Source organism: Pseudomonas marginalis, assembly GCF_008692035.1.
Lineage (GTDB): Bacteria > Pseudomonadota > Gammaproteobacteria > Pseudomonadales > Pseudomonadaceae > Aquipseudomonas > Aquipseudomonas marginalis.
On record NZ_VTFG01000002.1, the window covers coordinates 63280 to 80009 of the forward strand.

16 protein-coding genes are annotated in these 16730 nt (G+C 59.9%); 10 read left to right on the forward strand and 6 right to left on the reverse strand.

Annotation, left to right across the window (positions count from 1 at the left end; genetic code table 11):
* Window positions 1-128 precede the first annotated feature (128 nt).
* Window positions 129-983, reverse strand: coding sequence for an MBL fold metallo-hydrolase (locus FX984_RS20185; protein WP_218190479.1), 855 nt, complete (start codon window positions 981-983; stop codon window positions 129-131).
* A complete protein-coding gene (locus FX984_RS20190; RefSeq protein ID WP_092359220.1) occupies window positions 976-1536 on the reverse strand; it encodes a sugar ABC transporter in 561 nt (186 codons plus the stop codon). Before FX984_RS20190 ends, FX984_RS20185 begins: the two co-directional genes overlap by 8 nt.
* Window positions 1537-1693: 157 nt before the next feature.
* On the opposite strand from FX984_RS20190, the gene FX984_RS20195 reads away from it, so the two are divergent.
* Window positions 1694-2596, forward strand: a complete 903-nt coding sequence (locus FX984_RS20195) for a LysR substrate-binding domain-containing protein (RefSeq protein WP_065947806.1) — start codon at window positions 1694-1696, stop codon at window positions 2594-2596.
* 94 nt (window positions 2597-2690) lie between these two features.
* On the opposite strand, the gene FX984_RS20200 is transcribed toward FX984_RS20195, so the two are convergent.
* Window positions 2691-3716 (reverse strand): LacI family DNA-binding transcriptional regulator, encoded by a 1026-nt coding sequence (locus FX984_RS20200; protein ID WP_027603379.1) that lies wholly within the window; start codon window positions 3714-3716, stop codon window positions 2691-2693.
* 199 nt (window positions 3717-3915) lie between these two features.
* Between FX984_RS20200 and FX984_RS32965 the strand changes: the two genes are divergently transcribed.
* From FX984_RS32965 to FX984_RS20220, 5 genes are all read left to right on the forward strand, one after another.
* A complete protein-coding gene (locus FX984_RS32965; RefSeq protein WP_256221047.1) occupies window positions 3916-4044 on the forward strand; it encodes a hypothetical protein in 129 nt (42 codons plus the stop codon).
* A 13-nt stretch (window positions 4045-4057) separates the two neighbouring features.
* Window positions 4058-5086 carry a Gfo/Idh/MocA family oxidoreductase gene (locus FX984_RS20205; protein ID WP_146477439.1) on the forward strand — a complete coding sequence of 343 codons (1029 nt, stop codon included), beginning with the start codon at window positions 4058-4060 and terminating at the stop codon, window positions 5084-5086.
* Window positions 5083-6042: a sugar phosphate isomerase/epimerase family protein gene (locus FX984_RS20210; protein WP_027603376.1), complete on the forward strand. Its 960-nt coding sequence runs from the start codon at window positions 5083-5085 to the stop codon at window positions 6040-6042. The genes FX984_RS20205 and FX984_RS20210 overlap by 4 nt, the downstream gene beginning before the upstream one ends.
* 96 nt (window positions 6043-6138) lie before the next feature.
* Window positions 6139-7557, forward strand: a complete 1419-nt coding sequence (locus FX984_RS20215; protein WP_092359228.1) for a sugar porter family MFS transporter — start codon at window positions 6139-6141, stop codon at window positions 7555-7557.
* Between the two features lie 116 nt (window positions 7558-7673).
* A complete protein-coding gene (locus FX984_RS20220; protein WP_092359230.1) occupies window positions 7674-8423 on the forward strand; it encodes a nitroreductase in 750 nt (249 codons plus the stop codon).
* A gap of 90 nt (window positions 8424-8513) precedes the next feature.
* Here FX984_RS20220 and FX984_RS32970 read toward each other — a convergent pair whose 3' ends face one another.
* Window positions 8514-8639: a hypothetical protein gene (locus tag FX984_RS32970; RefSeq protein ID WP_256592556.1), complete on the reverse strand. Its 126-nt coding sequence runs from the start codon at window positions 8637-8639 to the stop codon at window positions 8514-8516.
* Here FX984_RS32970 and FX984_RS20230 point away from each other — a divergent pair.
* Window positions 8638-9420 carry an IclR family transcriptional regulator gene (locus FX984_RS20230; protein ID WP_098479905.1) on the forward strand — a complete coding sequence of 261 codons (783 nt, stop codon included), beginning with the start codon at window positions 8638-8640 and terminating at the stop codon, window positions 9418-9420. The two genes, FX984_RS32970 and FX984_RS20230, sit on opposite strands and share 2 nt — an antisense overlap.
* Here FX984_RS20230 and FX984_RS20235 read toward each other — a convergent pair.
* Together FX984_RS20235 and FX984_RS20240 are read right to left on the reverse strand one after the other, a co-directional pair.
* Entirely contained in the window at window positions 9417-10895 is a 1479-nt protein-coding gene (locus FX984_RS20235) for a class I adenylate-forming enzyme family protein (protein ID WP_098479906.1), read from the reverse strand. The genes FX984_RS20230 and FX984_RS20235 overlap by 4 nt on opposite strands.
* 2 nt (window positions 10896-10897) lie before the next feature.
* Complete coding sequence (locus FX984_RS20240) at window positions 10898-11920, reverse strand: alcohol dehydrogenase catalytic domain-containing protein (RefSeq protein ID WP_098479907.1); 1023 nt, start codon at window positions 11918-11920, stop codon at window positions 10898-10900.
* A gap of 148 nt (window positions 11921-12068) precedes the next feature.
* Between FX984_RS20240 and FX984_RS20245 the strand changes: the two genes are divergently transcribed.
* The 3 genes from FX984_RS20245 to FX984_RS20255 all read left to right on the forward strand — a co-directional run bounded on the left by FX984_RS20245 (window position 12069) and on the right by FX984_RS20255 (window position 16728).
* The gene (locus FX984_RS20245; protein ID WP_146477437.1) at window positions 12069-12782 is read left to right on the forward strand and encodes an enoyl-CoA hydratase/isomerase family protein; all 714 of its coding nucleotides are present in this window, start codon (window positions 12069-12071) and stop codon (window positions 12780-12782) included.
* A gap of 107 nt (window positions 12783-12889) precedes the next feature.
* Window positions 12890-15415 carry a TonB-dependent receptor plug domain-containing protein gene (locus FX984_RS20250; protein ID WP_146477435.1) on the forward strand — a complete coding sequence of 842 codons (2526 nt, stop codon included), beginning with the start codon at window positions 12890-12892 and terminating at the stop codon, window positions 15413-15415.
* A complete protein-coding gene (locus FX984_RS20255) occupies window positions 15415-16728 on the forward strand; it encodes an MFS transporter (protein ID WP_222935656.1) in 1314 nt (437 codons plus the stop codon). Before FX984_RS20250 ends, FX984_RS20255 begins: the two co-directional genes overlap by 1 nt.
* The last annotated feature ends 2 nt before the right edge of the window (window positions 16729-16730 follow it).

The window sequence follows — 16730 nt, forward strand, 5'->3', positions numbered from 1 at the left end:
GTGACGATTGCAGCCCACGCCGGCTGACGGCGTTCAGCGATTTTCTGTTCCACCGCTGGCAGGAGGCGCCGTGGGATCAATGACCTCATTCGCCGCAGCCGATGCATCGTAGGCATCTCGAACAGCCGCTAAGTTTCGTAGGAAATTTTGTAGGTCTTGCCTATCCGCTCGACATGTGCAAATCCAAGCTCGCCAAGGTGCATACCCGCGATAAGAATCTTGTCCGAGCTGACGACATCCAACAACTTTGAACGTGTGGCGGCGGAAAGCAGCGGGTCTTGGTCAAATGCAATGGATACGTCGGGACGGGCAATCTGGACTTGAGGGAAATGAACGATATCCCCCCAGATCAACAGACTCCTCTCATCGGATTCGAGGCGATAACCGGAATGCCCCGCCGTATGCCCCAGAAGGGGCGTCGCACTGATGCCAGGGAGGACTTCGTTATCAGTAAACGTGCGCATTTTCTCTCGGTACTGATCGAATACCTTCCGAGCAAACAGAAAGTTGCCACGAGCACGCTCACTCGCTCGGCTGAGATTGCCGTCGTCTTCCCAGAAAGAAACCTCACGCTGGTGCACGACTAGCTCTGCATCGGGAAAGGCTACCGCCCCTGAAGCGTCAAGCAGCCCCCCAACATGGTCGGGATGTGCGTGGGTCAGAAGAATGGTGTCAATGTCAGCGGGTTGCACGCCAGCAAGCGCGAGATTCGCCTTCAGCTTTCCGCCCCACTGCTTGAAACCACCAGCCCCCGCATCGATGAGAATCGTGCGGCCCCTTCCACGCACCAGGTAACAGTTGATGTGGATCGAGGATGGGTCGCTCACGCCTGCGTCCTGCTGCAACTTGGACGCCTGCGCAGGATCGATATTGGAGAGGAGATCCAGACTTGCGCAAAGGTATCCGTCACTGATGGCCGTAATCGAAAACTCGCCGATCTGCTGGCCCGGAAATTTCATGTCGAAGATTGTCAGGTTAGGCATGTCGGTTTTGCCCCGGCGTGTGGGGCAGTGCGCCACTGCCACTCGTCAACTGCGCGGTCATCGGAGCATAGAGGTGTACGGCGTTCGGAAGGGTATCCACATCGAGACGGATGGAGCTATCCAGCTTCGCCAGCCATCTGATTTCAGGGCACTTCTCCAATGCGACGGCGCGCATACGATCAGGCGCCAGCCCCCTCTCGATGAGCGGCTCGGGACCGACTGCGCTTACGATCAGATGCTCGCCTTCACCGATGGCAGGCGCACGTTCAAGGGCGCCATACAGATTGCGGTGCCAATGGGTGATGTGCTGCTGCCAGCGTGCAAAATTGCCGCCGCCCTTCTGGCGATACTCATCGCCCTCAAGCACGGCCAGGCCGTCGATCGAATGCATGGCAAGGTAGACAGGGCAACCCGTGCTCAACGCCTTGAAGCGCTGCGAGGTATGGAACCCGCTCACGGAAATAAGCGCGGGTAGTTTTTCCAGGCTATAGAAATCATTCCACTCGGCTTCGCTGGCGGGGTCGGCAAAGCTGCACTCGACGGTATAGATCATGGATAACGTCGCGACCGGACACCTTGTGTCCGGCCCTCCTTGTTGATGTTCCATCACGGTATGGCCTTGACATCAACGAATAAAGCGATTTTTCGGTATGCTTCAGTGATAAAAGATCAAGCTTAGCTGGATCACCACCCTTAGACCGAGAACGCTTATGCGAAAGAAGATCCCGAGCAGCACGGCATTGACAGCATTCGAGGCGGCCGCTCGTCACGGCAGCTTCGCGCGCGCGGCAGAGGAACTGTCTTTGACTGAAGGCGCCATCAGTCGCCAGATTGGCCGGCTGGAAGCCTTCCTCGGTGTCGCGCTATTCGAACGAGTCGGCAATCGTGTCCGGCTCCTGCCCAACGGGGAACGCTACGCGGCCCAAGTTCGCGAATCGCTGGACCGCCTGGATCGGGACAGTCAGTACTTAATGGGGCAGCCGAACGATGGCGCGAGCCTGGACATCGCCACTATCCCGACGTTCGCGATGCGATGGCTCATTCCTCGCTTGACACGATTCCAGCAAAAGCATCCGAACATCACTGTGCATTTGGCCGAGCGCATGGACCCCTTCGTCCTAGCCGGGAGCGGATTCGATGCTGCCATCCATTTCGAGCACCCAGCGTGGACGGGTATGCGGACTCACCACCTTTTGCATGAAGTGCTGGTTCCTGTTTGTCATCCTGCATTGCTCCAAGAGAGCACAGGAGCAGCAACACTGGACATGCTTCCACGCCTGCACCGACGGCAGAACCCGGATGCCTGGCAGCGCTATTCCCTGGAAACGGGGATCCCACTTACCAATCCAGCGATTGGTGCGCGCTACGATCTTCACGGCATGTTGATCGAGGCGGCATTGGCCGGCCTCGGTGTTGCGCTGGTCCCGCGTCTTTACGTTGAAACTGAACTGGCGTTAGGACGTCTGGTCGCTCCGTGGCCAGAGGGGAAAACCATTTCCAAAACCTTCTGCCTCATCCTCCCCGAGCCCATCGCATTGAGCAGAGAGCCAATACAAGCGTTTGCTCAATGGATGCTGGACGAAGCGAAGAAAGCAACGACGGTTGAGTCGTAGGGAACCTCCTTTTGCAGGCCTGCCACCAGGCTGTCCCATACGCTTTTATGTATGCATCGATGCATGCAAATTAGATACCGACCGCAACCTGGCCTTACGTACCACAGTTATATCGAGTGTGAATCAAGATCTGTGTTGAAGGTGGCGTTGTCGCCGCTCCCTCAATCGCTCCTCGTATCCAGCGCACCGCTGCGGCAGTCTCGCCAACGAAATCATGAGAGATAACATAATCCATGACGCCGGACTCAAGCATCGCCCGCGTATGAACCGTAAGCTCATGACCGACAAAAATAGGCCGATCCTCAACCGCAATGGTATCTATCGCTTGAGCAACGCCCCGATTGGCGCCGGCCACGTTGTAGATGGCTGCCGGGTAGTAGTGCTTGGAAAAATAACGCGTCAATTGCTCAGTAGTGGTATAGGGGCGATCATCGGAAATCACCCGCTCGTCGATCTTCAGATAGGGAAACTCCGAGCGAAGCACCCTGCGAAACCCCATCTCCCGCTCTTGCTGGCAGCGAAACGGCACACTGGTCACTAACAGAATTTTTGCCGGCTCCTTGGGTAACGCATTGCCTATCAGTAGCCCGGCGACACTGCCTGCCGCATATTGATCGTTGCCTACGTAAGCGCTTCGTCCGGAATTAGGCAGGTCGGTGGTCAGGCAAACGACGGGGATACCCAGGCTGCACAGTTTGCGAATCGCTCGGTTGATCGCCGGATGCTCGCGCGATACGACAATCACACCATCCGCTGAGGCACCCTCAGCCTGAACCTGATCAGCAAACGCGGCGGGATCGACCTGGTTAGTCGGTACATAGTAGCCATGCACGACGACACCAGGTGTCGAGGCGTTCACCACTGTCTCGGCGCCGGCCAGCGTCGCATTGAAGGTTTCGCCCGAGTCGCAGAATAACTTGATCTGCAACGTTGCCATGCCGTCAGCCAAATCTTTCTTTAGCTTATCCAGCGCCGCCAGCACTTTCAGACGAGTATTTTCCCGTACGCCGGGGCGGTTATTCAGCACACGATCGACGGTCGCTGCCCCGACCCTGGCCACCTTAGCGACCTGTTGAACAGTGGGGCCCTTCCATAAGCGCGCCGATGTTTGCATGGTCATATAGCCAGCCCTTTTTTGATGTTCTTTACACCATATACGCATTGCTGATGATTGTTTTCAAGAGCAATGACAGGCATCAATGCATCTTCGCATTTGAGGTGTTTTAGATCATAAACCGCCTATGGCGCTGCTTGATGATTGCTTTTTCGGTGCTAATAATCGAGGCATAACAAACACAACAAACCGCCAGGATCGCCCCATGAGTAACTCGTCCCCACCGGTTGATTTCGACCGCCACGGCTACGCCGCTTGTGCCCTATTGCGCACCTCCTTTCTCAATCAACACGCTCGCGAGTTCGACGCGGCGTTGATGACTTTCGCCCATTGATAGGTAGTTGAATATGAGCATACGAATCGCCGTTATCGGCGCAGGGATTATGGGGGAAGATCACGCCCGCATCATTGCCCAGGACCTTCCGGGAGCCACTTTGCATGTGGTGTGTGATGCGTCGCCAGAGCGAGCGAAGCTGATAGCTGACCGTTATGGCGCCGCTGACGTTTCCACTGATCCACTGTTCACGCTTTCAAGGTCCGATGTCGATGCAATCATCATCGCCAGCCCGGACGAAACCCATGCGGTCCTGACCATGGCAGCCATCGATGCAGGGAAACCTGCACTGTGTGAGAAACCGCTGTCTCAAAGCCCGGACCAGTGCCTGGCGGTCATCGACAAAGAAGCCTCCCGGGGTCGCCAATTCGTGCAACTGGGCTTTATGCGCCGGTTTGACCCTTCGTACAGGGAAATGAAAAGTGCCTTGAGCGACGGCGTGATCGGTCGGGCTGTGATGATGCACAATTTCCATCGCAACGTAGAAGCTCCCGCCAACTTCAGCGGGCAAATGGCGATCAGTAACTCCGCGCCTCATGAATTCGATGTGGCACGTCACGTGCTCGATACTGAATACGTTGCCATTTCAGTGTTCCAACCCACCCACACGTCTAAGGACGGCGTCGGCGCCCCGGTATTCATGGTGCTGGAAACCCGGGAAGGCCATCTGGTGAACATCGAAATCAACAACAACGCCCATTACGGGTACGACGTCCGTGGCGAGCTGGTGGGCGAGCTGGGTTCCGTGCAACTGGTCACCCCCGTACATGCTCGCTTCAACACCTGTCTTCAGGGTTTTGAACGGTACGCTGCCGATTGGCGGCCGCGTTTCGCCGACGCCTACCGCCTGCAGAACAAAGCATTCGTGGAGTTCATCACCACAGGAAGGTTCCCCGTCCATGCCGCGAGTGCCTGGGACGGCTATTGCGCAGCCATTGTCGCTCAAGCTGGCATCGAGGCGCTCAATCAGCGTCGCCGGGTCGTTTTGCCGACGCTGGAAGCACCGCCCCTCTACCGATCGAGAGAAGGAGCTACGTCATGAAGCTGGGATTCGTCACCGATAGCCTCGGTCACCTGCCATTGCGGGAGATGCTCAAGCAGGCGGAACGCCTGGAAGTGTCGGGCCTGGAGATCAACACCGGCGGATGGTCGACCGCACCACACTTTAACTTGGCACAGATGCTCGCCAGCGCCGACGACCGCAAGGCACTCAAACGCAGCTTCCAGGAGCACAATCTGGAAATCATTTCCCTGAACGCCAACGGCAACCCTTTGCATCCTACACAGCCCGAACAAGGCCAATGCCTCCGGGACACGATACGCGTAGCCGGTGAACTGGGAGTCAAGACCGTCTGCACCATGTCTGGCTTACCGGAAGGTCGGGCCGGCGACAGGATGCCGAACTGGGTGGTTGCCTCATGGCCTCCCGAAACCCAGACAATGCTGCGCTATCAATGGGAAGAACGCCTGCTGCCCTTCTGGAGCGAGATCGCTGACCTGGCCAAGGAAAATGGTGTGGAGCGTATCGCGTTGGAATTGCACGGTAACCAATGCGTCTACAACGTCCGTTCGCTTCTGAAACTACGCCATGCGATCGGACCGGTGATAGGCGCCAACCTGGATCCCTCTCATCTGTTCTGGATGGGCGCTGATCCGCTGGTAGCCGCCGAGGCACTGGGCGCTGCCATCTACCACGTACATGCCAAGGATACCTTGCTTAATGCGCCAGTCCAGGCCGTGGACTCACTCCTGGAAAATGGCTCATTGATGGATATCTCATCCCGTAGCTGGTCCTACATCACACTTGGATTCGGCCACGGCGAGCAATGGTGGAGGCAGTTCTGCTACCGCTTGAAAATGGCTGGCTACGATGGCTGGCTATCGATTGAGCATGAGGACGTTTTACTCAACAGCCTCGAGGGCTTGGAAAAGTCCGTAAGACTGCTAAAGAGCGTCATGCCGGTTGCCGCCAGCGATTTCAAACCCCAGTCCATCTGAATCGCACCACGAGAAAAAACCAATGTAATTCCATATTAAATCGCTCACCGCAATGGCGAGTGAGCCTCCCCATGAGTTTCAGTCAGGAATATCACAATGACAATTAATTCCTACGGAAATACGGCAGACACTTCAGCCGCCTATGTAAGTCCTGAAAAACGCCAGGCACAGCGCTACCTGCAAAAAGTGACTTGGATCGCCACGTTTGGCGGCCTGCTCTTCGGCTTCGATACCGGCGTCATCAATGGCGCCCTGCTCTACATGAAGGATGACCTGGGCCTGACGCCATTTACGGAAGGCCTGGTCGCCAGTGCCTTGTTGATCGGCGCAATGATGGGGGCGCTGTGCAGCGGTCGCTTATCAGACCTCAAGGGACGCCGCCGTATCATTCTTTTCCTCGCCGTGCTGTTTTTTCTTGGCGCATTGGCTTGTGCGCTGGCGCCCACCCTCAATGTCATGGTGGCCGCCCGCTTCACGCTCGGGTTAGCGGTGGGCGGCGCATCGGTCGTCGTGCCGGCGTATCTTGCAGAGATGGCTCCGTCCAGCATCCGCGGTCGCATCATTACCCGTAACGAGTTGATGATCGTCACCGGGCAATTCCTGGCCTTCACCACTAACGCCACATTGGGCAATTTGTTCAGCGATCTCGATGGTGTGTGGAGATGGATGCTTGCCTTGGCAACCCTGCCAGCAGTGGCACTCTGGTTGGGAATGCTCTACATGCCCGAAAGCCCGCGCTGGCTGGCAACCAAAGGCCGCTTCAGAGAGGGCCTGGAAGTACTGAAACTAGTACGGGAAGAGTACTATGCCAAGGCTGAAATGGAGGCCATTACCCAACAGATCAGCAACGAACGATTCATCAAAAAAGGTGGCTGGCGCGACCTGTCTCAAAAGGGCGCGCGACGAATCTTTTTGATTGGCATCGGTATCGCTGTTACGTCGCAGCTGACCGGAGTCAATTCAATCATGTACTTCGGCACCCAGATCCTCACAGAAGCAGGCCTGGAACAACGTAGTGCACTGATCGCCAATGTCGTAAACGGCGTTATCTCGATTGGCGCAACGTTCGTGGGTATTGCTCTGCTGGACCGCGTGGGCCGTCGCCCAATGATGCTGCTCGGTTTCACCGGCACTACATTGTCTTTATTGTTGATTGGCCTGGTCTCAGTTTTTGTCGACCCCTCCGTTACCCGCGCCATGCTCATTCTCGGAGCCATGGCGATGTTCCTTGCCTCCATGCAAGGGCTGATCGGGCCTGCTTTCTGGGTACTTTTGGCAGAAATTTTCCCAATGCGCATCCGCGGCGGATGCATGGGTATGGCTATCGCAGCCTTCTGGTTGACCAACGTGATGATCGGCATGTTCTTTCCAACTCTGGTTGCGACAATCGGGATCGGCCAAACCTTCTTTGTATTCGTGGGAGCGGGACTTCTGTCACTGACCTTTGTCGCTGTGTGGGTACCGGAGACACGAGGCAGCACGCTCGAAGAGATTGAACAGCGGTTGTATGGTTAGACGAGATCGAGTATGACGCGCCCATGACCATGGTCAGTTTCGACGAAAAATCCCTCGACATGAAAATCGCGCAGTCGCCGGCCGACGACTCCCCCTGAACGGAACCCGCTAAAAGGATGCGTATCTTGAATCGCTTATCACCACCACCGCTGTCTGCGCTAGAAACCCAGCGCACTGTCGATTGGGCAATCATGTCACGGCGCAGCATCAGGGCCTTTTTGCCGACAGCCGTGCCCCATGAGGAAGTCGAAGCGATTCTGGATGTCGCACGCTTCAGTGCCTCGGGTGTGAACATGCAGCCCTGGCAGGTGCACGTTGTAACCGGTGAAGCGAAAGAGCGCCTGTCAATGGCCATCAGCGCGATCGACAACGACCCACGACTCAGCAGCGATATGCAGGAGCCCTACGCCTACTACCCGAACGAATGGATCACGCCTTACATCGATCGCCGGCGCAAGGTGGGTTGGGACCTCTACGGGCTGCTTGGGATTGCCAAAGGTGAAAAACAACGCATGCACCAACAGCACGGGCGCAATTACCGGTTCTTCGACGCGCCGGTTGGCTTGCTGTTTACCGTGGACAACGTGTTGGAGCAAGGCAGCCTTCTGGACTACGGCATGTTTTTGCAAAACATCATGCTGGCGGCACGCGGGCGGGGGTTGCACACCTGCCCGCAGGCCGCCTTCCTCAAATACCACAACGTCATTTCAGAGATGTTGAGCATTCCCGCCGACCAGATGCTGGTGTGTGGCATGAGCCTTGGCTATGCCGACCCCAAGGCCGTTGAAAACACTCTGGTAACAGCCCGGGAACCGGTCAGCGCTTTCGCCGTTTTTCACCATAATAATAAGGAGACCCAGCCATGATCAGTGGTGCATACGCAGCCAGGGCATCGGCGTCGGGCCATTGGGCGTTTTGCAGTAGGGACTTGAACACATACAGACGATTGCGACGGGTCAGGTGTTCTTCGACACGTAAATCAAGGCTTCACCCAGCAACGGATCGCGGCTAACCTTGGCCACCGGCCAAGCCTGCGATCCGCGCTTGCCGAACATAATGATTTCGGAAGCTGCTGCCACCATGGATATTTCTTCGACGCCTTCTCCGCCTGCCAGTAACAAGGAAAATACCGGTGGGCGCGTACAGGTCATCGACCGCTCGATTGTACTGCTGCGCACCCTCTCGGGGCTCAAGCATGGCGCCAGCGCTCTGGACCTGGCGCGGCTGACCGGTATAGACCGCACCACCATTCATCGCCTGCTCAAGACCCTGACCCACTGGAGCCTGATCGAGTCCCAGGGCGGCACCTATCGCATCGGCCCGGAATGCCTGATCTATTCGGCGGCGTACCTGAACCGCCTGAACCTGCGCAAGATCGCCCTGCCCTACGCCATCGAGTTGCAACGGGTGATCGGCGAGCGCCAGGCGATTGTGTCGCTGTCGGTGCCGGTAGGTGACCAGGTGGTGTTGATCGAGCGGATGTGGACGCCGACCACGCCGCTCAACGTGATTGTCGACCTCGCCGACCAGTTCCCCATCGACGGCAGCCCCAGCGGGCGTGCGGTGCTCGCCACCTACAATGAGGCGGCCGCGCAGGCGATCCTGGGCGAAGCGCGGTATGCCAAGGTACGGCCGGCGTTGGAGTTGATCCGCAGCCAGCAGGACTTCGCGTTTGGCCATGGCGAGTTCAAGCCTGGCCTGTCGTCGGTGGCGTTTCCGATACGCGTGGAAGCCGGGCAGGCCATTGGCGCGGTCGTCGTGGCCGGGCTTGAGATGGAAGACGAAACCCACCCCGGCTCGTCCCTGGCCAGCCATGTGCGCCGCGCCTGTGAAGGTATCGCGGCGCAGTTGGGCAACCTTTAGGGCCTGAGGCCCAGGGCGGCGAGCAGGCGGTTTTTCTGCACCTTGCCGTAGTGGGAGCGCGGTAGTTCGTCGATGAAGTAAATGCGGCGCGGCACCTTGTAGCGCGACAAGCCGGCGCGGCAGTGGTCCATCAACTGCTGCGCCGACAGGTCTTGCGAACCCTCTAATACCACGGCTGCGCACACTTGCTCGCCCCATTCCAGGTCCGCCAGGCCAAACACGTGGGCGTCCTGCACGCCGGGATGGCTCAGCAGGTTCTGTTCGACTTCACCGGGCTGCACGGATTTGCCGCCGCTGCGGATGATGTCCTTGCAACGCCCCAGCACGCGCAGCAGCCCATCGGCACCAATGCGCCCGAGGTCACCGCTGCGCAGCCAGCCGTTGTCCAGGGTCTTGGCACTGAGGCCCTCGAGCTGCCAGTAACCACTCATCAATTGCGGCCCGCCGAGCAGAATCTCGCCCACACCGTTTGCGTCCGGTTGATCGATGCGGATCGCGGCGCTGAACAACGGTCGGCCCACCACGCCTTCACCACTGTCGCCGGCCGCGCGCACCGTCGCCATTTGCGCGGGCGAGAGGTAGCAACTCCAGGGCGCTTCGGTCATGCCGTAGAGCACGCCGATGCGTTCACTGAACAGGCTGCATGAGCCTTCCAGCACTTCGCCGGTCAACGCGGCAGCGCCGACATCGAGGCTCTTGAATACCGGAAGATCCGCCGCTGCAGGGCCGGTTTCGCGCAACAGGCGCAGTAATTGCGTCGGCACCAGGGAACTGAACGCCACCCGGTACTCAGTAAGCTGAGCGATGAAGGCCTTGCCGTCGAAGCGACCACCCAACACCACTCGGCCGCCGCTGAGCAAATGGGCCAGCACCGCCACCGCTGCAATCGGCCATAGCGGACGGACGTTGAGCAGTACATCGCCAACCACCGCGCCCCGGCCCATGACGATGTTCTGCAACACCGCGCACAAGCTGGCATGCCGATGCATCACCGCCTTGGGCGTGCCGGTGGTGCCGCCGGTGTAGTTGAGCGAGGCGAGTGCCTGAGGGGATTGCGCCGGGCGTGGGAGGATGTCGACGGGGTTGGATTCGGTGACGGTGTGCAGCGGCAGGCAACGGATGCCCAAGCCTTGCGCCACACCGGTGTACTGCTCGGAAAACAGCAGCAAGGCAGCGCCCGCGTCCTGTAGCTGAGCAAGCAATTCGTCAAGCACCAGGGCCGGGTCCAACGGCACGCGCACGCGGCCGCTGGCCATGCAGCCATAGTCGGCCAGCAGGTAGTCGATGCTGGCGTCGGCCAGTAAGGCCACCCGCGCACCGACCGGGATTTGCAACCGCTCCAACGCTTGGCCGACGCCGCTGAGGGCGCGGTCCAATTCGTCAAACGTGAGGGTGCGAGCACTGGCCGGTTCGTGCAGTGCGATGTGGTCCGGCCATTTAAAGGCCGCCTGGCTGAGCAGCGTACTGATGTCCATGCTTACCACCCGCTCAACACAATACGCCCATTGACCTGACGCGACTCCAGCAGCGCATGGGCCTCAGCCACTTGGTGAAACGCCAGCACCCGGTCGATCAGCGGCTTGACCTGCCCGCCCTTGATCAACGCCAGTGCCAGGCGCACCTCTTCCAGCGTCGCGCTGCCCGAACCCTGCACCCGCAGGCGTCGGCCGATCAACAGCCCCGGGTTGATCGGCACACTGGCGGGCGTCACATTGCCCAACACCACCACGCGCCCTCCGAGGGTCATGCTACGCAGGGTGTCTTCGAGGGTGCTGCCGAGGTTTTCCATGGCAACGTCCACGCCGCGTTTGCCGGTGAGTTTCCAGACCTCGGCGCTGTAGCTGCCGCTGCTCACAATCACGTCATCGGCGCCCAGGCTGTGGAGAAAGTCACGCTTGTCCGCACTGCCCGTGACGGCAATGACCCGCGCGCCCGCTGCCTTGGCCAATTGAATCTGATGGGCGCCCAGGCCACCGCTGGCGCCATTGATCAACACGCTTTCGCCGGGTTTGAGCGCGGCCTCGCCGTGCAAAGCGCGCACGCTGGTGCCGATCGGGCAGGACGCCAAGGCGGCCTGGATGTAGTCCAGACCGTCGGGCAGTTCGATGGCGGAGATCGCCGGTACTCGCAGGTATTCGGCATAGGCGCCTTCAGTATCCACCGATGGCAGGCCCAGGGCCCGGCACAGATCCTGGCGACCGCGCAGGCAGTCACGACACTGACCGCAAAAGCGTCGCTGGTAAACCACCACCCGGGCGCCGACCGTCAAGTGGTGCACACCCGCGCCCACCTCAACCACTTCACCCGCCACCTCATGGCCCAGTACCACGCCGGTATGGGCTCCCGGTAACCGCCCGGCACGGTGCAACAGGTCGTGATGGCAAACCCCTGCTGCCGCGACCTGGACCAACACTTCACCCGCACCAACCTGCGGGGTCGGCACCTCCTCGACCTGCAATTGCTCCGGCCCGCCGAAGGCTTTTAGAACTATGGCTTTCATTTTTTATAACCGTTTTTGACCCGATAAGAATATGTTCATATAACAAACATATTGTTTGCATTGTGCACATCGATTAAGTTTTCCTCACTTTGACGCAGACCTCAAGGGGCAATCGCGTCTTTCTTTCTCTCTCAATGAAAAGCACACCATGACAGTCGAGTACCAAGCTATTGGCGAAGGAATTCTGGTCGTCACCCTCAACCGCCAGGAGCGCCTGAACGCACTGGACAGCCAGGCCAAGCACGAGTTGGCCGAGGTTTGGCAACGCGCTCAACACGACCACGCGGTGCGCGCCATCGTGCTGCGCGGTGCCGGCGAGCGGGCGTTTTGCGCCGGCTCCGACCTCAAGGAAATCGACGCCACCGGCGAGACGGTCAGCAGTGACGTCTTGGCTCGCGCCCTGCCCGGCGTCGGCAACGACCTGAGTAAACCGGTGGTTGCCGCGTTGCACGGCCACACCTTGGGCCTGGGCATCAGCCTGGCGATTCATTGCGATTTCCGTATTGCGCGGCATGACACGCGGTTCCACTTTCCGGAAGTGCAGCACGGCATGTTGTCGGGTTTCAGTGCGATCACCCTGCCCAGCCTGATCGGCGAAGCAGCAGCCCTGGACATCATGCTCAGCGCGCGCAAGTTCAACGCCCAGGAGGCGCTGGCCATCGGCCTGGTCAATCAGGTGGTGGACGGCGCCTACGCCAGCGCGCTGGAACTGGCCGCACGCCTGGCCAACCATTCCTCTAAGGCCGTGGAATGGACCAAGACCTTGCTGCTGGCCGAACGCAAAGCCCGACTGACGCGGCAGATGGCACTGGTCGACCAGGCTCGCCAGGACGTGATGCTAGGGCGCGATGCGAAGGTGTAGCCCCCACCCCTATAACTAGAAACAGCCAACACATAAGCCTCCCCAGTACTGTCAGGAACTCCCACCATCAGGAATGGAAAGCGGCACCTAACCATTGGAGCCTCACCATGTCTCGCCCTTACACCCGCTTTCGTCCCAGGCTCAGCCTGCTGACTGTCGGCATCCTCGGGCTGTGCGCCCAACCGACAGCCCACGCTGAAGAGAACCCGTCACGACCGTCGGCGGCCAGTGACACGGCCCTGCAAACCGTGGTGGTCACCGGTGCCCGGGACAGCGGTCGCACCGTGGCCAAGAGCCTGGCGCCGATCGATGTGATCAGCGCCGACGACCTCGCCCGCTCCGGTAAACAGAACCTGCGCGACGCCCTGGCCGCCAGCGTACCGTCCTATACCAATGCTGCAGGGTTTACCGGCGGCACCGGGTTGTCGGTCAAGTCCGCGACTTTGCGCGGCCTGGGCGGTAACCATGTGCTGGTGCTGGTCAACGGCAAGCGCCGCCACAATACGTCGCTGATCTTTGTGCAGACCGCCGCCACCTCAAGCGGCCAGTCGCCCGCCGACCTCGACCTGATCCCCATCGCCGCGGTGGACCACGTGGAAGTGCTGCGCGACGGCGCGGCGGCGCAATACGGTTCGGACGCGATTGCCGGGGTGATCAACATCATCCTCAAGACCAACCGCTCCGGCGGCAGCGGCAGCGCCCTATATGGGCAGTACGCCAACCGTGTGGGCGGCAAGGGCAATTTCGGCGCGCGGGGCCAGGGCCAGATCAACCAGGGCTTTGAGCTGCCCAATGACGGCTTTTTCAGCCTCAGCGCCGATATCGGCCTCCAGGAAAGCTCCAACGTGGCCGGCGCCGTGCCGGACCGCACCAGCATCTATTTCCGCCAGAACGGCCAGCCCGACCCGCGCGAAACCAGTGAAAGCCGTTACCGCCAGCAACTGGGCCAGCCCCGTTCGCAAACCTATAACTTCGGCTACAACGCCGAACTGCCGCTGAACGAGGACTACACGCTGTACTCGTTCTCCACCCTCAGCCACCGCAACTCCACCAGTTGGGGCACCTACCGCACCGCCAACTCGCCGCAGAACATTGTCTCGGTGTACCCGGACGGTTTCTCGCCGCGTTTCGTGGTGGAAGAAGACGACTTCCAAAGCGTGTTCGGCGTGCGCAACGACGACCTGCTGGGCTGGGCTTGGGACCTGAGCAGCAGCTACGGCTACAACAACGCCAACACCCGCAACGAGCGTTCGCTGAACCCGTCCCTGGGACCAAACAGCCCTCAGGATATGGACGGCGGCAACCTGATCGCCAGCCAATGGACCAATAACCTCGACCTGACCCGTGCGTTCGATACCGGGCTGTTTGCCAAGCCGCTGAACGTCTCGACCGGCCTTGAGTTCCGCCGCGATGGGTTCGAGATCCAGGCCGGCGAATACGCCTCTTATGCCGATGGCGGCTACGTGTTCCCTGCCGGCAGCCCACTCGCCGGCCAACGCCCCAACCCTGGCGCGCCTGGGCTGGTGGGTTTCACCCCGGCCGACGCGCACAACTACTCACGCACCAACACCGCAGGCTACGTCGACTTCAGCCAAAGCCTGACCGACCAATGGGACGTGAGCCTGGCCGGGCGTTTCGAGCACTACAGTGATTTCGGCGACACCGGCAGTGGCAAGTTCTCCACGCGTTACGCGTTCACCCCGCAATTCGCCGTGCGCGGCACCGTAAACAACGGCTTCCGCGCGCCGTCCCTGCAACAGCAGTTCTATTCGTCGTCGCTGACCGCCTGGCGCACCAGCCCGCTCACCGGGCAACTGGAGCAGGCCACCACGCGCTACGTCACTGTCAACGACGCCGCCGGCCAGGCCCTGGGCGCCAAGGAGCTCAAGCCTGAACGCTCGATGAACTACAGCCTCGGCTTTGTCGCCACACCGACCGAGAACCTGGACATTACGGTCGACCTGTACCAGATCGACATCAAGGATCGCATCCTGCAGACCAGTAACCTGCAAGGCACGGCGGTCTCCAACGTGCTGGCCGCCCAGGGCCTGAACCCGAACCAGATCGTCTCGTACTTCGGCAACCTGGCCGATACCCGCACCCGTGGCATCGACCTGGTGGCCGACTACCGCTATGACCTGGGCCGCTACGGCAAGACCAAATGGACCTTGCTCAGCAATCAGAGCCTGCAGACCATCGAGAAGATCAAGGAGCCCGCAGCACTGGCCGGCACCGGCGTCAGCGTGATGGGCCGTGACCGCCAGGGCAACCTGACCTCGGCCTACCCGAAAAACACCACGTCGCTGAATGCCGCCTGGCAACTGGGGGATTTTGAGGTGAATCTCAAGGAAACCCGCTATTCCAAGGTCACCGGGCGTAACCAGATTTCGGCCAGTCGCGATGAAAAAATTCGCCCGGCATTCATCACCGATCTGAGCGTGGGTTACTGGTTGAGCGACGCGGTGAAAGTCACCGTCGGCGGCGAAAACATCTTCGACCGGCGCCCGCAGCAACTGAATGATGAGGCCAAGCGCTTCTACTTCTTCCCCACCGACAACCCCACCTACAGCTGGTACTCGCCCTATGGCCTGGAAGGCGCCTACTACTTCGCTAAAGTCGACGTGAGCTGGTGATGACGAACTTCGAACGCCCGCAGGCGACCTTCGACCAACGCCTGTATCGCAAACTGGCGTGGCGGATCATGCCGTTCCTGTTCCTGTGCTTCGTGCTCAACTGGCTGGACCGGGTCAACATCAGCTTTGCGCATTTGCAGTTCAAGACCGACCTGAACATCAGCGACGCCACGTTCGGCATCATCGTCGGGGTGTTCTCCATCGGTTACCTGCTGTTCGAGATTCCCAGCAACCTGCTGCTGGAAAAGATCGGCGCGAAAAAAACCATGATGCGCATCATGGTGCTGTGGGGACTGGTGACCATCGCCACCGCGTTTGCCCAGACCCCGGCGCAGTTCTATGTGCTGCGGGTGTTGCTGGGCGCCGCCGAAGCCGGATTCTTCCCAGGGGTAATCCTGTACCTCACCTACTGGTTCCCGGCCAGCCACCGCGCGCGCATTACCTCGCGCTTCATCATGGCGATTGCGGTGTGCGGAATTATCGGCGGGCCGCTGTCGACCAGCATCATGGCGCACTTCGCCGGTATCGGCGGCTTTACCGGCTGGCAATGGCTGTTCGTGATCACCGGCATTCCGCCGGTGCTCGCGGGGTTGTTCGCCTGGTACTGGCTGGACGACAAACCGGCGTCGGCCAAGTGGTTGAGTGCGGATGAAAAACGCGCCATCGAACAGGCCCTGGCCCAAGAACGCCAGCAGCGCAAACCCGGTGGGCACTCGCGTTTTGTAGAGGCGCTGAAGGATCGCAAGGTGTGGTTTATCACCCTGGCCTACTGCCTGACCATCATGTGCACCGGCAATGTCACCAACATCTGGGCGCCGTCGATCATTCGCGATTCCGGGGTCAGCAACCTCGGGCAATTGGGCTTGCTCTCGGCTTTGCCCTATGTGATCGGCGTGTGCGTGATGCTGTGGGCGTGCCGCCATTCGGATGTGAATCAGGAGCGGCGCTGGCACTTCGCGCTGGGCGGCCTCACGGCGGCGCTGGCAATGCTGGTGCTGCCCAACTTTCTGTTCAGCCCGTACTCGGCAATCGCCGTACTGACCCTGATGACCAGCGGCTACCTGGTGGCCACGGCGATTTTCTGGACCATCCCCACGTATTACCTGTCGGACCACGCCAAGGCCGCAGGCCTGGCGCTGGTCAATTGCTGCGGGCAGATCAGCAGCCTGCTGACACCCATCATGATCGGTGCGATCAAGACCTCCACCGGCAGCATCAGCCTGGCGCTTTATATCGTGGCGGCGCTGGTGGCCTGCGGCACCTTGATCCTGTTGCTCGGCGTCCCGCGCAGCGCTCTGCGCGACGCTTCCTGACC

Coding starts and splice junctions, on each gene's coding strand:
- FX984_RS20185 (WP_218190479.1), bottom strand. CDS start 983: ATGCCTAACCTGACAATCTTCGACATGAAATTTCCGGGCCAGCAGATC.
- FX984_RS20190 (WP_092359220.1), bottom strand. CDS start 1,536: ATGATCTATACCGTCGAGTGCAGCTTTGCCGACCCCGCCAGCGAAGCC.
- FX984_RS20195 (WP_065947806.1), top strand. CDS start 1,694: ATGCGAAAGAAGATCCCGAGCAGCACGGCATTGACAGCATTCGAGGCG.
- FX984_RS20200 (WP_027603379.1), bottom strand. CDS start 3,716: ATGACCATGCAAACATCGGCGCGCTTATGGAAGGGCCCCACTGTTCAA.
- FX984_RS32965 (WP_256221047.1), top strand. CDS start 3,916: ATGAGTAACTCGTCCCCACCGGTTGATTTCGACCGCCACGGCTACGCC.
- FX984_RS20205 (WP_146477439.1), top strand. CDS start 4,058: ATGAGCATACGAATCGCCGTTATCGGCGCAGGGATTATGGGGGAAGAT.
- FX984_RS20210 (WP_027603376.1), top strand. CDS start 5,083: ATGAAGCTGGGATTCGTCACCGATAGCCTCGGTCACCTGCCATTGCGG.
- FX984_RS20215 (WP_092359228.1), top strand. CDS start 6,139: ATGACAATTAATTCCTACGGAAATACGGCAGACACTTCAGCCGCCTAT.
- FX984_RS20220 (WP_092359230.1), top strand. CDS start 7,674: ATGCGTATCTTGAATCGCTTATCACCACCACCGCTGTCTGCGCTAGAA.
- FX984_RS20230 (WP_098479905.1), top strand. CDS start 8,638: ATGGATATTTCTTCGACGCCTTCTCCGCCTGCCAGTAACAAGGAAAAT.
- FX984_RS32970 (WP_256592556.1), bottom strand. CDS start 8,639: ATGGTGGCAGCAGCTTCCGAAATCATTATGTTCGGCAAGCGCGGATCG.
- FX984_RS20235 (WP_098479906.1), bottom strand. CDS start 10,895: ATGGACATCAGTACGCTGCTCAGCCAGGCGGCCTTTAAATGGCCGGAC.
- FX984_RS20240 (WP_098479907.1), bottom strand. CDS start 11,920: ATGAAAGCCATAGTTCTAAAAGCCTTCGGCGGGCCGGAGCAATTGCAG.
- FX984_RS20245 (WP_146477437.1), top strand. CDS start 12,069: ATGACAGTCGAGTACCAAGCTATTGGCGAAGGAATTCTGGTCGTCACC.
- FX984_RS20250 (WP_146477435.1), top strand. CDS start 12,890: ATGTCTCGCCCTTACACCCGCTTTCGTCCCAGGCTCAGCCTGCTGACT.
- FX984_RS20255 (WP_222935656.1), top strand. CDS start 15,415: ATGACGAACTTCGAACGCCCGCAGGCGACCTTCGACCAACGCCTGTAT.